This is a genomic window from Bacillus sp. NEAU-Y102, from assembly GCF_054788175.1.
In genome coordinates, this window is the sequence record NZ_JBTWFK010000004.1 from 418,645 (window position 1) to 431,838 (window position 13,194).

General features: G+C 31.6%; 17 protein-coding genes. 12 read left to right on the forward strand and 5 right to left on the reverse strand.

The window, feature by feature from the left end; genetic code table 11:
• The first annotated feature begins 6 nt into the window (after positions 1–6).
• The 4 genes from catA to ACYFX0_RS13970 all read left to right on the forward strand — a co-directional run bounded on the left by catA (position 7) and on the right by ACYFX0_RS13970 (position 3,163).
• Positions 7–657 (forward strand): type A chloramphenicol O-acetyltransferase, encoded by a 651-nt coding sequence (gene catA / locus ACYFX0_RS13955; protein WP_149185685.1) that lies wholly within the window; start codon positions 7–9, stop codon positions 655–657.
• A 341-nt stretch (positions 658–998) separates the two neighbouring features.
• Positions 999–1,523, forward strand: a complete 525-nt coding sequence (locus ACYFX0_RS13960) for a GNAT family N-acetyltransferase (protein ID WP_460270774.1) — start codon at positions 999–1,001, stop codon at positions 1,521–1,523.
• A 37-nt stretch (positions 1,524–1,560) separates the two neighbouring features.
• Entirely contained in the window at positions 1,561–2,499 is a 939-nt protein-coding gene (locus ACYFX0_RS13965) for a GNAT family N-acetyltransferase (protein WP_460270776.1), read from the forward strand.
• 154 nt (positions 2,500–2,653) lie between these two features.
• Positions 2,654–3,163: a GNAT family N-acetyltransferase gene (locus tag ACYFX0_RS13970; RefSeq protein WP_000512615.1), complete on the forward strand. Its 510-nt coding sequence runs from the start codon at positions 2,654–2,656 to the stop codon at positions 3,161–3,163.
• A gap of 25 nt (positions 3,164–3,188) precedes the next feature.
• Here the strand turns inward: ACYFX0_RS13970 and ACYFX0_RS13975 are convergent, their stop codons facing one another.
• Positions 3,189–4,076, reverse strand: a complete 888-nt coding sequence (locus tag ACYFX0_RS13975; protein ID WP_098437218.1) for a DMT family transporter — start codon at positions 4,074–4,076, stop codon at positions 3,189–3,191.
• A gap of 170 nt (positions 4,077–4,246) precedes the next feature.
• Between ACYFX0_RS13975 and ACYFX0_RS13980 the strand changes: the two genes are divergently transcribed.
• From ACYFX0_RS13980 to ACYFX0_RS13995, 4 genes are all read left to right on the forward strand, one after another.
• The gene (locus ACYFX0_RS13980; protein WP_000581034.1) at positions 4,247–4,807 is read left to right on the forward strand and encodes a helix-turn-helix domain-containing protein; all 561 of its coding nucleotides are present in this window, start codon (positions 4,247–4,249) and stop codon (positions 4,805–4,807) included.
• Between the two features lie 151 nt (positions 4,808–4,958).
• Complete coding sequence (locus tag ACYFX0_RS13985) at positions 4,959–5,906, forward strand: hypothetical protein (RefSeq protein ID WP_460270778.1); 948 nt, start codon at positions 4,959–4,961, stop codon at positions 5,904–5,906.
• Between the two features lie 170 nt (positions 5,907–6,076).
• On the forward strand, positions 6,077–6,226 hold the full coding sequence (locus tag ACYFX0_RS13990) for an aspartyl-phosphate phosphatase Spo0E family protein (RefSeq protein WP_000417698.1): 150 nt from the start codon (positions 6,077–6,079) through the stop codon (positions 6,224–6,226).
• Positions 6,227–6,403: 177 nt separating this feature from the next.
• Positions 6,404–7,795 carry a protoporphyrinogen oxidase gene (locus tag ACYFX0_RS13995; protein ID WP_098437219.1) on the forward strand — a complete coding sequence of 464 codons (1,392 nt, stop codon included), beginning with the start codon at positions 6,404–6,406 and terminating at the stop codon, positions 7,793–7,795.
• A gap of 55 nt (positions 7,796–7,850) precedes the next feature.
• On the opposite strand, the gene ACYFX0_RS14000 is transcribed toward ACYFX0_RS13995, so the two are convergent.
• Positions 7,851–8,399, reverse strand: a complete 549-nt coding sequence (locus ACYFX0_RS14000) for a hypothetical protein (RefSeq protein WP_086406129.1) — start codon at positions 8,397–8,399, stop codon at positions 7,851–7,853.
• A gap of 307 nt (positions 8,400–8,706) precedes the next feature.
• Between ACYFX0_RS14000 and ACYFX0_RS14005 the strand changes: the two genes are divergently transcribed.
• Positions 8,707–9,258, forward strand: a complete 552-nt coding sequence (locus ACYFX0_RS14005) for a GNAT family N-acetyltransferase (protein ID WP_000143817.1) — start codon at positions 8,707–8,709, stop codon at positions 9,256–9,258.
• 42 nt (positions 9,259–9,300) lie between these two features.
• Here ACYFX0_RS14005 and ACYFX0_RS14010 read toward each other — a convergent pair whose 3' ends face one another.
• On the reverse strand, positions 9,301–9,486 hold the full coding sequence (locus ACYFX0_RS14010; RefSeq protein ID WP_000286198.1) for a cold-shock protein: 186 nt from the start codon (positions 9,484–9,486) through the stop codon (positions 9,301–9,303).
• An 85-nt stretch (positions 9,487–9,571) separates the two neighbouring features.
• Complete coding sequence (cspD, locus tag ACYFX0_RS14015) at positions 9,572–9,775, reverse strand: cold-shock protein CspD (RefSeq protein ID WP_000176366.1); 204 nt, start codon at positions 9,773–9,775, stop codon at positions 9,572–9,574.
• A 383-nt stretch (positions 9,776–10,158) separates the two neighbouring features.
• Between cspD and ACYFX0_RS14020 the strand changes: the two genes are divergently transcribed.
• The 3 genes from ACYFX0_RS14020 (at position 10,159) to ACYFX0_RS14030 (ending at position 12,576) form a co-directional block, all read left to right on the forward strand.
• Positions 10,159–11,055, forward strand: a complete 897-nt coding sequence (locus tag ACYFX0_RS14020) for a CPBP family intramembrane glutamic endopeptidase (RefSeq protein ID WP_086397857.1) — start codon at positions 10,159–10,161, stop codon at positions 11,053–11,055.
• Positions 11,055–11,714 carry a nucleoside/nucleotide kinase family protein gene (locus ACYFX0_RS14025; RefSeq protein WP_003278212.1) on the forward strand — a complete coding sequence of 220 codons (660 nt, stop codon included), beginning with the start codon at positions 11,055–11,057 and terminating at the stop codon, positions 11,712–11,714. Before ACYFX0_RS14020 ends, ACYFX0_RS14025 begins: the two co-directional genes overlap by 1 nt.
• 256 nt (positions 11,715–11,970) lie before the next feature.
• Complete coding sequence (locus ACYFX0_RS14030; RefSeq protein WP_000853597.1) at positions 11,971–12,576, forward strand: PRK06770 family protein; 606 nt, start codon at positions 11,971–11,973, stop codon at positions 12,574–12,576.
• A 76-nt stretch (positions 12,577–12,652) separates the two neighbouring features.
• On the opposite strand, the gene ACYFX0_RS14035 is transcribed toward ACYFX0_RS14030, so the two are convergent.
• The coding region (locus tag ACYFX0_RS14035; protein ID WP_460270783.1) for an IS3 family transposase at positions 12,653–13,194 on the reverse strand (542 nt) is incomplete at its 5' end.

The window sequence follows — 13,194 nt, forward strand, 5'->3', positions numbered from 1 at the left end:
ATTAGAATGAAGTTCCATGTAATTGATAGAGAAGATTGGAATAGAGAGCAGTATTTTGAGCATTATTTAAAGTTGAAATGTACATTTAGTATGACTGTGAATGTTGATATCACGATGTTATTAGAGGAAGTATATCAAAAGGGAATAAAATTTTATCCCGTTTTTATGTATTTAATTTCTAGAGTAGTAAATAATCATAAAAAATTTCGAACATGTTTTAACGATGAAGGAGTTTTAGGCTATTGGGAGGAAATGATACCGAATTATACAATCTTTCATAAAGATGATAAGTCTTTTTCAAGTATATGGACGGATTATTCAAGTGATTTCCGCACTTTCTATAAAAATTATGAAGACGATATGAGATGCTATGCTAATGTTCATGGTCTTTTCACGAAAGAAAATATTCTGCCTAATGTATTTCCGATTTCTAGCATACCTTGGACTAGTTTTACTGGATTTAATCTTAATATTAATAATGATGAAAAATTTCTATTGCCAATTATAACTTGTGGGAAATATTTTAACGAAGGAAATAAGGTTATGCTACCAGTTTCATTGCAAGTACATCATTCGGTTTGTGATGGATATGATGCGAGTCAATTTATAGAAGATTTACAGCAGTTAAGTAATACTTGCAACGAGTGGCTTAAGTAATATCTAATTTTTAATTATATAAAGTGAAACTTTAATCAGTGGGGGGTTCAGCCCTCACCAATCGGGCGTTCACGGGCAGCAGGGCCCCACTTAACTTCTTTACTTTTGCTGAATTTTGAGGTGGGGGTCTTACTGTCCGGCAAATAGCGGGATAAAATTGAAAATGAATAAAAGAAGAGAACATGTTGATATTACATGGTCTCTTCTTTTATTCATTAATACTAAGTAATTGTGGAAAATATAGGGTGATTTGTAGTTTGATAGTAAAGAGAGTGATTAGTATTAATTTTCTTTGTTTTTAAAAATTTAAGGATATAAATGTTTTAATAGGGGGGAATAAAGTGAAATTCTTAAGCATTGAAAAAGATGAAATCTTAATTGGGAATATGGCAAAATTGTATTGTAAAATATTTGAGAAAACAAATTTCAATGAAATGATCGAGCGAATGAATAGGCATATAGAATATACAGGTTTTAAAGGTATAGTAGCAATAAATGATGAAAATGAAGTAGTTGGCTTTACTTATGGTTATCGCTCAATGGAGGGACAGTACTATAATCAATTAATGAGAGAAGCGTTACATCTAGAGCAAGTAGACGAATGGTTACAAGATTGTTTTGAATTTGTAGAGTTAGCAGTTCACCCACAATACCAAAAGGAAGGTCTTGGAACAAAATTACATAATAAATTACTAGAAGGGCTTTCAAATAGAACAAGTGTTTTAACAACACAAATAAACAATGAAAAAGCACGTTCGTTATATGAAAGATTAGATTGGGTAAATGTATTAGAGCCATTTCATCCAAGTAAAAATGATGTTCCATATATAATAATGGGAAAAGCATTAAAAATAAAAGTGAATTGATAATTATGGAATTCACAATAGTTGTTGGTTTGTAATAATGAAAGGGAAAACAACAATGATATCTATAGAAAAAGCTACAATTTTAGATGCTGAGAAATTAACAGAAATAATGAAAAGAACATTTGATGCAGAAGCAAAACAATGGCTATACGGCCAAGATAATGTCATTGATTATAACATTCAACCGCCAGGATATTCTTCAGTTGAAATGATGGAATATTCCATTGAAGAATTGGATTCTTTCAAAGTTGTCATGGATAAAGAAATAATCGGAGGGATAATAGTTACGATTTCTGGTAAGTCGTACGGTCGAATTGATCGTATTTTTGTAGATCCTGTTTATCAAGGAAAAGGAATTGGATCACATGTTATGAAATTAATAGAAAAGGAATATCGGAACATAAAGATTTGGGATCTCGAAACATCTAGTAGACAAATTAACAATCATCACTTTTATAAAAAGATAGGTTACCAAATGATTTTTGAATCGGAAGATGAGTATTGTTACGTGAAAAGAATAAAAACAAGCTCAAACAAAGAGAGTGTAGTTACAAATAAAGATATGAAAAATAGTCAATACGAAAACTGTAATTTAGCAAATACAGAGTATTATCAAGTGAATTTAAAAAACAGTTCATTTGTTGGTAGCAATATAATGAATACGAATATGAGTAATTGTAATGTAAGTCAATCAAAGTTTAGAAATATAAATTTTAGAAGGTCATCATATGCAGATTTAAATCTTTCTGGCAGTAAATTTAATTTGGTGACTTTAGGTGGAGTGCAATTTAAAAATACAAGTCTCGGAGATGAGAAGGAACCTATTGTATTCGATAAATGTGATTTGGAAGGTGGCACCATAAGTAATAGTAATCTGAAAAATATTGAAATAGAAAATTGTGATATAGTCGGCATGAAACTAAATGGTATTCTGATTGAAAATTCGCTTAATTTATATAACAAGGTGAAAAGTTAACCATATCCATATAGTTGTTAATCTTTTAGGAAATTAAGTATTATATCGAACTAATTATGTGAAAATGACATAAAGAAATACGGATGAGAAGGTCATTCATGAACGTTTCTAGAATACACACAAATATATTGTTATTTATATGGAGGAGAGAAAGATGGGGATCAACGTTAGAGCAGTAGAAATACAAGATGCTAGAGCAATTCATCGTATATGTATACAAGATGACGTTTTACCGTATATGGTTTTCTTACCTAGCATGCGTGTAGACGCTATGGAAAATAGAATTCGAAATTTAGCACCAAATCAATTTGAATTTGTTGCAGAATATGATGGAGAAATTGTTGGGTTTGTAGGTTTAACACAAAGTCCGGGACGAAGATCTCATTCAGGCGATTTATTCATTGGGGTTGATAGTGAATATCATAATAAAGGAATTGGGAAAGCACTTCTTACGAAGATGCTTGATCTGGCTGATAATTGGTTAATGTTAGAGAGAGTAGAACTAGGTGTGTTAGAAACGAATCCAAAAGCAAAAGCTTTATATGAAAAATTTGGATTTGTAGAAGAGGGAGTAAAGATAGGGAATTTGAAAGCTCACGGAAAGTTTATTAATGAAATTATGATGAGTCGTTTTAGACCGGATGGTTTAATTGTACATAATTAATAGTTAAAAGCATGACAGTATACTGTCATGCTTTTTTATTAGAATTTGGCTGTATTAAAAATAATACTAAACCAATAAAAATAACGGTAATTCCTAGTCCTTGTTGTAAAGAAATGGTCTCATGTAATATAAAGTACGCTAGTATACAAGTGCCAATTGTTTCACCTAAAATACTCATTGAAATTACAGTAGCACTTATCCATTTTAATAACCAATTAAAAATGGTTTGTCCTAAAATTGTAGCAATGAAAGCTAATCCAATAAAGCACAACCAAGTTTGTGTAGAATAATGGATGAAAGATTCTTGTTGCGTGAAAGCAAATATGCCAAGAAAGCCAGCACTACTTCCATAACTAATTACCGAATATGGTATAAGTGCCAAATCTTTACGAACGTGTTGGCTAATGAAAAAATAAGCAGTAATGATACCGGCAGCGATAAATGCTAAAATATCTCCATATAAAGCTGCGCCACTAATTTGGAAATCTTGCCAGCCAATAACGATACTACCTGAAATAGCGATGAGGCAACCAATAACCGCTCCTTTCGTAAATCTCTCCTTAAATAAAAAATAAACACCAATCATTGAGAACAAAGGTTGTAGCGTTACGATAACTGTAGAGCTTGCTACAGAAGTATATTGTAATGATTCAAACCAAAGTACATAATGTGCAGCTAAAAATAGTCCAGATATGGATCCGAATCCCCATTGTTTTTTCGTTAAAGTTTTTAGCTCATTTCGACTATTTTTATTAAATAGTAATAACGGTAACAGAATCAGTGTGGCAAAGAATAATCGGTAAAAAGCAATGATTGTAGCAGGAGCATCTGCCAATTTTACAAAAATTGCAGAAGTTGATAAGGCGAATACACCAAAAAATAAGATGCAATATGAAAGAATAGGTGATTTCAAAGTTTGTCCCTCCGATAGAATGTTTATTATAATAAACTTAATACGATATAATGTACAAAAGTAAGTATATAAGTCCCGGAGATAATAGGGAAGGGTTATTTGCCTTTGTTTAGTATGTCAGCACAAAGACAACGAAACATGCATTATGATGGACGAAAGGAATTTTTACTATGATACATGATAGGCTTGGACAAACGGTATTAAGTTACCGTAAGAAAAATAACATGACAATTCGTGAATTCGCTGATTATGCAGGGATTAGTACATCGTTAATTAGCCAAATTGAAAGAGGGCATGCTAATCCTTCTTTAAATGTTTTGGAATTAATTGCAAAAGCATTAAATGTACCGCTGTTTACACTTTTTATTAACGAAATTGATACAGATTCGCTCATTTCTAAGAAAAAAGATCGAAAAAAAGTATATCGGGAAAACAATAATCACATTGTATATGATGTATTAACACCTGATTTTATGAAAGCACGTATTGAAATGCTAATGATGGATTTAAATAAACAAGCAAACACAACAGAAAGCCATTATTCCCATGAAGATAAGGAAGAGATTGCTGTTGTTATGAAAGGGGAAGTGTATGTGGAATTGGAGGGAAAAGAATATTTTTTAGAAGAAGGCGATGTTGTACGTATTCCACCGAATGTGAAGCATCGATTTTTGAATAAAAGTGATGAATCGAATCACATTTTATTTGTACTGACACCATCTTTAGGGTGAAAATATAGTGGTTTTTATCCCGCATTAACGGGCAGTAAGACCTCCCTCAAAATTCAGCGAAAGCAAAGAAGTTAGGTGGGGGATTAACTGCCCATAAATGCCCGATTGGTAAGGGCTGATTAAAGTTTCACTTTATTAGGGGAGATAGAAAATGGAAAACAAAAGTATTTTAAAAGGCGGCCTTTCAATTATTTCTCAATGCAAAAAAGAAACAAATGATATTTGGCATGCGCATTTTGGAGCAGCTGCAATTGCTAGTTATTTTTTTATGAAAGATAATAATATTGATGAAGAAACAGCTCGTAATATGTATTCGCAAACAAGGATGATGCTGAACAAGAAAAAAATTGGTGAGATGATTGATGATAAAAAAGAAATAGATTTTCAAATTGCGGAGAATATGATTATAAAATCTTTAGAACAAACGATTGATGAACTTCATTGGGTGGGGCATAACGTCATTTATGCGTCATTAAGTTTATTGGCTATGAAAGAGCTACAAAAATGGGGCGATAATCAAGCAATTGAAGGGATTACTACTCTTATTTTATCATTTCGAAAAACAATTCCAGGTAGATCGTGGATTGGTTATACGACGAAAGAAGTAAAACAATTAAGTTTTGAAGATGAGATAAAAAGTGAATTGAGTAGTCCAACACAAGTATCTCAGTTCATTTTAAATGAGTTATCGAAATTTAATAGTATTTATCGAGCGGAATCGCATCATGATTTAATTGGGCATTTGCTTACTTACTCCCACGCAATTAATATAATGTACGATTTAGGGCATATAGATATATTTCAACGAGGGATACGCCCGCTTTTAAAACTAGTATACGTACTACGAGCTAGCCAAAAGCTCAAGCTGAATACGGGAATAACTTTACACTCACCTATAGATCGATTACCTTTAATTCAATCTAAACGTGCAAATATTTTACCAACTGAAAATATATTTTGGATAAAAGACTATAGTGAATTCGATTGGGATTTTGGTCATGTATTTAAATTCTCATATAGTTATTTTAATCATATAAAGAGAGCTCCAGATTATAAAGATATAACATTAGAAAAATTCCGGTATGTTATTAATTCTTAATGAACGTCAATAATCTGTAAGAGGGAGCTTAATCTAGTTTCTTTTTTTGTTAGTAGTATATTATTTTTTCAAATTTGTAAGATTTTACATGCGTATTTTACTTTTACTAATTATGTAAGTAGGCTATACTGAAATACATACATTTTATTTTTGGAGAGATGTAAAACGACATGGAACTAGCGAAATTAGAAAAAGTAATTGAAATAAAAAAAGAAGAACTTTTATATTTAGTATCGGATTATGGAATTCAACATGAAAAAGTATTGGCATTGAGTCAAGAACTAGACAAATTAATCAATTACTTTATGTTTTTAAAATAAAGAGAACTATGACGTGGTTTGTATATGTTATAGTTCTTTTTTATTAGGTAATTTGAAAATATATTCAAATATATTGTCTAATTTCTTACAGAATGCGCAACTTGCTAGTCGAATATAAGGACTTTTGGTTATAATAAAAAGGAATTATTAATTGTATCGGTTAGGAGCGCAGCACATATGAAAACAGTTGTTGTTATCGGTGGAGGTATAACGGGACTTTCTACTATGTTTTATTTAGAAAAATTAAAAAAGGATTATAATATCGATTTAAATTTAATTCTTATTGAGAAAGAAGAGTATTTAGGTGGTAAAATCCATAGTGTGGAAGAAAAGGATTTCATTATGGAGTCAGGAGCGGATTCAATCGTTGCTCGTAATGAACATGTTATGCCACTTGTAAAAGATTTAAATTTAGAAGATGAAATGGTATATAATGAAACGGGTATTTCTTACATATATTCTGAAAACATGTTACATCCGATTCCTTCTGATACTATATTTGGGATACCGATGAGCGCCCGGTCGTTGTTTAGCAGTACGCTAGTTTCAACGAAAGGGAAAATCGTAGCTTTAAAAGATTTCATAACGAAAAATAAAGAGTTTACGAAAGATACATCACTTGCTCTATTTTTAGAAAGTTTCTTAGGGAAAGAGTTAGTGGAAAGACAAATTGCTCCTGTGCTTTCAGGCGTATATTCTGGTAAATTGAATGAGCTTACAATGGCATCTACATTACCGTATTTACTGGATTATAAAAATAAGTATGGAAGTATTATTAAAGGTTTTGAAGAGAATAAAAAACAATTTCAATCAGCAGGAAATAAAAAATTCGTATCATTTAAAGGTGGACTATCTACGATAATTAATCGCTTAGAAGAAGTGCTGACTGAAACTGTCGTAAAAAAAGGTGCTATAACGACGGCTGTAAGTAAACAAGAAGATCGATATGAGATTTCTTTTTCAAATCATGAAACAATACAAGCTGATTATGTTGTTTTAGCAGTTCCACATGATATTGCACAAACTTTATTACAGTCTAATGAGTTAAATGAGCAGTTTAATACATTTAAAAACTCATCTCTTATAAGTATTTACTTAGGATTTGACATACTAGATGAACAACTACCAGCTGACGGTACAGGGTTTATTGTAACGGAAAACAGTGATTTACATTGTGATGCTTGTACATGGACAAGTCGAAAGTGGAAACATACATCGGGTAAACAGAAATTATTAGTAAGAATGTTTTATAAGAGTACCAATCCGGTATATGAAACAATCAAAAATTATAGTGAAGAAGAATTAGTACGAGTTGCTTTATATGATATTGAAAAGAGTCTCGGAATTAAAGGTGAACCAGAAGTAGTCGAAGTTACAAATTGGAAAGATTTAATGCCGAAATATCATTTAGAACATAATCAAGCGGTTCAAGCATTGCAAGAAAAAATGAAGAATCTTTATCCAAATGTATATGTAGCTGGTGCCTCATATTACGGTGTCGGAATTGGTGCATGTATTGGAAATGGAAAGAATATAGCCAATGAAATAATGGCTACATTACATAAATAATATTGTAGAATAAATAAAAACTGTCCCTTCAGCAAAATGGAGGAACAGTTTTTATTTATTTTATTTGAATGGAAATTTTATTGTTTTTTACATTGTTTTCTTTTATTGTTAATGTTATTTCTCCAGACTCTTTAAATGAATACGGTGATAGTTGATAAATATCTTTTATATCATGTTTTTCTTGTAACTTATTTATCGGTATTGATACGATATTTGGCTCCCATGTTTCTTGTTTTCCTGAAGGATATTCTATAAGTATTACCGGATTTTTTAACTGCCTTGTTTTCCAAGAGACGAAATATAGTTGAACTTCTGTATCTTTTTTTAATAATTCTTCGGAGAAATAACCGAATTCGCCTACATTACCGAAAATAGTGTAGTTTTGATTTTTAAATTTAATATCTAAATAACTAGGTTGAAATGTTACTACATGATAAGTTCCATATGAAAGTGAGAGTATGGCAGCGATTAAAATACCGATTGAAAATGTCTTAAAGCTATTGCCTTTAAAGCTAGTCATCATGAATGAGTTTGGTGTGAATTTTTTTGCGAATAAAAAAATAAGTAATATGAGTAAGAGGGATAAGCCGATGAATATATACATAGGAAATTTACACCTCCACAATAAAATAATATATTAACTATATTTTACCATAAATGTATGGAATAGGGCGTTTGTTTAGAAGGAGAAAATAAAAAACAATTTCTTTACAGTTCTTGATAATTTAAAATTGATTTATGGAAATTATAGAGTGGTGATTGAGTCGCAATTAGAGGTATCTAATTCGTGTATATAGAATAAAGAGGGAATGCGTCATTAGAAATGTTTGATTTATGGAACAATAAGGACTTTACTAATTATAAATATTTTTTCTGATATAATGAATGAGTAGAGAGAAAGGAGTGATCCTATGACATTTCCTATATTAGAAACAGAACGCTTACGTTTAGTTGAAATAGAACAATCTTATTGTCAAAAAATATATGAAATCTTTTCATTGGATGAAGTAACGTGTTATTACGGTATGAATTCTTTTACGGAGTTTGGACAAGCTTCACGTATGATCGAATCTTTTTCAAAAAATTACTTTGAGAAAAAGGCAATACGATGGGGAATTGTGTTAAAAGAAACGAACGTTTTAATAGGAACAATTGGACTAAACAATTTACAATTATGGAGTAAACGATCTGAGATTGGATATGACCTGCATCCTCGTTATTGGGGAAATGGTTATGCTTCAGAAGCAGCTCGAGAAATTATTGATTATGGGTTTAAAGATTTAGGTTTGTTTAGAATTGGAGCTATTACATATCCTGAAAATCTTACTTCTTGTAGAATGTTATCTAAAATTGGCTTTCAAAAGGAAGGTTTATTGCGCGGATATATTCATCAAGGAAATAAGCAACACAATGCATTATTGTATTCTATAGTGCGAACTGATGTGGAGGACATAAATTTATAATAAAAAAACCTCTTAATTAAAAGAGGTTTTTTTTATTATAAATTAACCTAATTTAGGTAATAAACGTTCTCCGCTTTTCATGCTACTTTTACATAAAGGGCATTTAGGCTCTTCTTCAAATGAAAAGTTCTTTCTCATCCATCCTAAACAATCCTCTGCTTCACATTCCCAAACAGGGGTTTGTTCTGGTGGTACTTCTGCTACATCGTTCTTTCGATTGCGATACATGTAACCACTCCTTTTATGTAAAAATTTTAGTTATATATTAAAAAGGTTGTTAACCTTGCTGGTAACAACCTTTTTATTGTTTGAATTATAGCTTTACAACGTTTTTAGCTTGAGGTCCGCGGTTACCTTCTTCAACTTCGAAGCTAACTTCTTGACCTTCGTCAAGAGACTTGAAGCCGTCGCCAGTGATAGCTGAGAAGTGAACGAATACGTCGTTACCGTCTGCAACTTCGATGAAACCGAAACCTTTTTCGCTGTTAAACCATTTTACTTTACCTGTTAATGTCATGGTAATGCCTCCTAAAAGTAGAAAAATTACAATATGATCGGCCTTATTTGAATGAAAATAAAAGTTCACATATTATCAAAAACCCATAAGGAGTACAAAATGTTCCTGATTGATACTTGATAATATGCAAAGAAAATATAGTGTTAAATTGACCTTAATTACTATCTTACAACAAATGGTGGGAAATAGCAAGTGCTGGTAATACCACTGAGTAAACTGGGTGATAATAGTAAAGGCACAAAGGCACCTCTTTTATTTATATATTATTCCTAATTTGGATTTATTCCAAACAAAAATAATTTATATGAAAAAATAAGTTTAAATAAAAGGCTAAATATTATTTTAATATTGCTAATGAGTAACATAATTAGGAGGATAGAATATTGCAAAATAAACAATTTAAAATAATTGAAGCAGTAAAAGAAGGAAGAAGAAAAGTTCATCCTGTTTTTGCTGTCATACTCGCGATTATATTTTTAACTTTAGGTGAGTTATTTATGTTGTTTATGCTGATTTTACCGAAAGCAGAAACAACTTTTATGAAGGCGATTTATAACGACATTGAGATGATATTAACGTTTGGCGGCGCAATATTTTTTGTGTTTTTATGGATTAGATTTGTAGAGAAAAGATCATTTTCATCCATTGGTTTTTGGAGAAATCAATGGATAAGAAAATATTTGAGAGGTGCATTAATAGGATTTGTTTTCATTTCAATACCAGTAATTTTACTCCTATTGGCAGGAGTTGTGACACTACAAATGCAACAAATTACAGTAACCGCTATGTTGGGTATTGTAGGTTCTTTAGTTGCATTTTTAATACAAGGGGCAACGGAAGAAATTATTGTACGAGGTTGGTTATTCCCGGTTCTTTCTGTTAGAAGTCGTATATGGGTTGGGATTGTTGTGACGTCTTTCTTATTTGGTTTTCTTCATTTACTTAATCCAGGTATTACAATTCTTTCAATATCGAATATAATATTAGTTGGTGTATTTGCAGCTGTTTACGTTTTAAAAGACAGTAGTCTGTGGGGGATTTGCGCATGGCATTCCATTTGGAATTGGGCACAATATAACGTCTACGGTTTTGCAGTTAGCGGGATGACCATATATTCAACGCCGCTATTTAAACCTACAACAAATGGCCCCGAATTCCTTCATGGAGGTTCGTTCGGAATTGAAGGTAGTATCATTACAACAATCATGCTCGCTATTGCTTCAATTGTTTTATGGAGAAAGTTATGGGGAAGAAAAGTGAAACAACGAAGTTTTAGTTAATGAAAGGGGGAGAAACTATGGGGATAATAGCATTTGAGGGAGCAAGCGCTGTTGGTAAAAGTACCACGTGCCGTGAATTAGAAAAGAATTATGGTGCTTATATAATACCTGAAGTGAATTCTTTATTTGAAAGGCCAAAAAATGAACATAGAACATGGTATTTTGAAAAACAAGTTGAGCGCTGGAATATAGCTGTTCAGAAGTCAGAGCAATATGAATTAGTAATACTCGATGGCGATATATATCAGCCACTTAGTTATAATTGGTGTTTTCATTTTGATCTATTTAATCAGCCATTATCTGTAATAGAAAATTTTTATAAAGAAAAGATGATAAATAGGGAAATTGGTTTTCCGGATCAATATTTTTATTTATATACGAACGATGAAGAACTTAGAAAGCGGAAAGTATCTGATGAAACGAAAAGAAGGAGAAACTTTGAAAAACATTTACATATATCAAAATCGTTTCAGTGTTATTATGAAAATTTAAATTCTGTTACAGATGGGTATTGTAAATTAATTGAGGCGAAAAGTGTAAAATCGAATGAAATAGAAATTGTAAAGAATTTAAACAGTTTAAATGTTTGTGAAGAAAGACGTTTTGATGTTTCGAGGTTAGATGCTATTACGAAGTGGTTAAAAGAAAATCGTGCATAAAGTAAAAACAACGAGTGTTATTTATCGCGCTCGTTGTTTTTTGTTTCTTTATAAATATAAAGGGAAAATTTGTAGAATATTTTCATTATTTAACAGAATAATCTTTCGATTTTAAAGAAAAAGAAATACAATATGAGGAAGTATATATAAATAATATGATAGGGGATGGGATGCGATATTTTGAATGAAGGAACAGTTTTTATATAAGAAGTAATTAGGTAGTAAGAACAGAGATATTTGGGAGGAAACAAGCGCGATGAAAACACTATTTAAAATAATAGGTATTCTAGCTGGTATGGCGGTAATTGGAGTAGGTTTAACATATGGTATGCTGTATTATTTAAATAATAGTAAACCAGCTGCGAAAAAGGCATCACCAGCTGCTCCAGCAGTAGAAGTATTAGCTGATAGTAATGTAAAAGCAGAAGATGCAAAGCTTTTAGAAAATGGCAATTATTCATTGCCGAATAGTGGTTTTAATAAAAATTTTAAATGGACAGATGAGAACATACAGACAGCATTACATGAAATGGCACATCAAAAAGCGAAAGCTGATCAAAAGTGGGGCTATATTTTTATTACACAAGAGCGGATTGAAAGCTTAATTGATATTGTAAAGAGTAATGATCTTGTACAGGGAAGTACATATGTAGAAATTTTAGAACGATGGAAACAAGGAAAATATGAAAAAGTTGATGCAGATCACAATAAGATTTGGAAATTACAAAGCGGGAATTTAGGAGAAGGAAAAGGAGTAATGTCGGAAGCTGAGCAAAAAGAATTAATTAATCAAGTGTTTATGAACAAAGGTACATATTCAGGTAGTAAATTAATTGCAGGCGGGGGACAGACTAATAAATAGTATACTAATTAATGAAAAAGAGTAATTGCTTATTAGGTAATGAAGTGACCCCTAAAAGTTAGACACGGTTATTTGATTAGGCAGCTTGATAAAAGTGAGTCCGGTATTGTACCGGGCTCATTTTTAATTTTGCCTTAATCCGTTTCGTATTATAATAATCTATATATTTTTCTAATTCTATTTTAAAGTGCTCTACATTTTCAAATTCTTTTATGTAGAGGAACTCCGATTTCATAATCCCAAAGAAATTTTCTATTACTGCGTTGTCGTAACAGTTGCCTTTTCGAGACATACTCTGGACGATAGCTCTTGATTCTAGTGTACGGACGTATTGTCTCATTTGATAATGCCATCCTTGATCCGAATGCATCAGTAGCTGGTGCGTTTCAGGTAAACGTTCCAATGCTTTCTCTAACATGTCTGAAACAAGCGAATACGTCGGTCTAGAACCAATTGTATAGGTAATAATTTCACCATTATACAAATCTAATACAGGTGATACATACAGTTTTTCTCCAAACAATTTAAACTCTGTGATGTCTGTTACCCACTTTTGATTCGGTGCATCTGTATGAAAATTACGCTCTAAAATATTAGGTGCAATTCTACCGACTTTTC

Coding starts and splice junctions, on each gene's coding strand:
- catA (WP_149185685.1), top strand. CDS start 7: ATGAAGTTCCATGTAATTGATAGAGAAGATTGGAATAGAGAGCAGTAT.
- ACYFX0_RS13965 (WP_460270776.1), top strand. CDS start 1,561: ATGAAAGGGAAAACAACAATGATATCTATAGAAAAAGCTACAATTTTA.
- ACYFX0_RS13970 (WP_000512615.1), top strand. CDS start 2,654: ATGGGGATCAACGTTAGAGCAGTAGAAATACAAGATGCTAGAGCAATT.
- ACYFX0_RS13980 (WP_000581034.1), top strand. CDS start 4,247: ATGATACATGATAGGCTTGGACAAACGGTATTAAGTTACCGTAAGAAA.
- ACYFX0_RS13985 (WP_460270778.1), top strand. CDS start 4,959: ATGGAAAACAAAAGTATTTTAAAAGGCGGCCTTTCAATTATTTCTCAA.
- ACYFX0_RS13990 (WP_000417698.1), top strand. CDS start 6,077: ATGGAACTAGCGAAATTAGAAAAAGTAATTGAAATAAAAAAAGAAGAA.
- ACYFX0_RS13995 (WP_098437219.1), top strand. CDS start 6,404: ATGAAAACAGTTGTTGTTATCGGTGGAGGTATAACGGGACTTTCTACT.
- ACYFX0_RS14000 (WP_086406129.1), bottom strand. CDS start 8,399: ATGTATATATTCATCGGCTTATCCCTCTTACTCATATTACTTATTTTT.
- ACYFX0_RS14005 (WP_000143817.1), top strand. CDS start 8,707: ATGACATTTCCTATATTAGAAACAGAACGCTTACGTTTAGTTGAAATA.
- ACYFX0_RS14010 (WP_000286198.1), bottom strand. CDS start 9,486: ATGTATCGCAATCGAAAGAACGATGTAGCAGAAGTACCACCAGAACAA.
- cspD (WP_000176366.1), bottom strand. CDS start 9,775: ATGACATTAACAGGTAAAGTAAAATGGTTTAACAGCGAAAAAGGTTTC.
- ACYFX0_RS14025 (WP_003278212.1), top strand. CDS start 11,055: ATGAAAGGGGGAGAAACTATGGGGATAATAGCATTTGAGGGAGCAAGC.
- ACYFX0_RS14030 (WP_000853597.1), top strand. CDS start 11,971: ATGAAAACACTATTTAAAATAATAGGTATTCTAGCTGGTATGGCGGTA.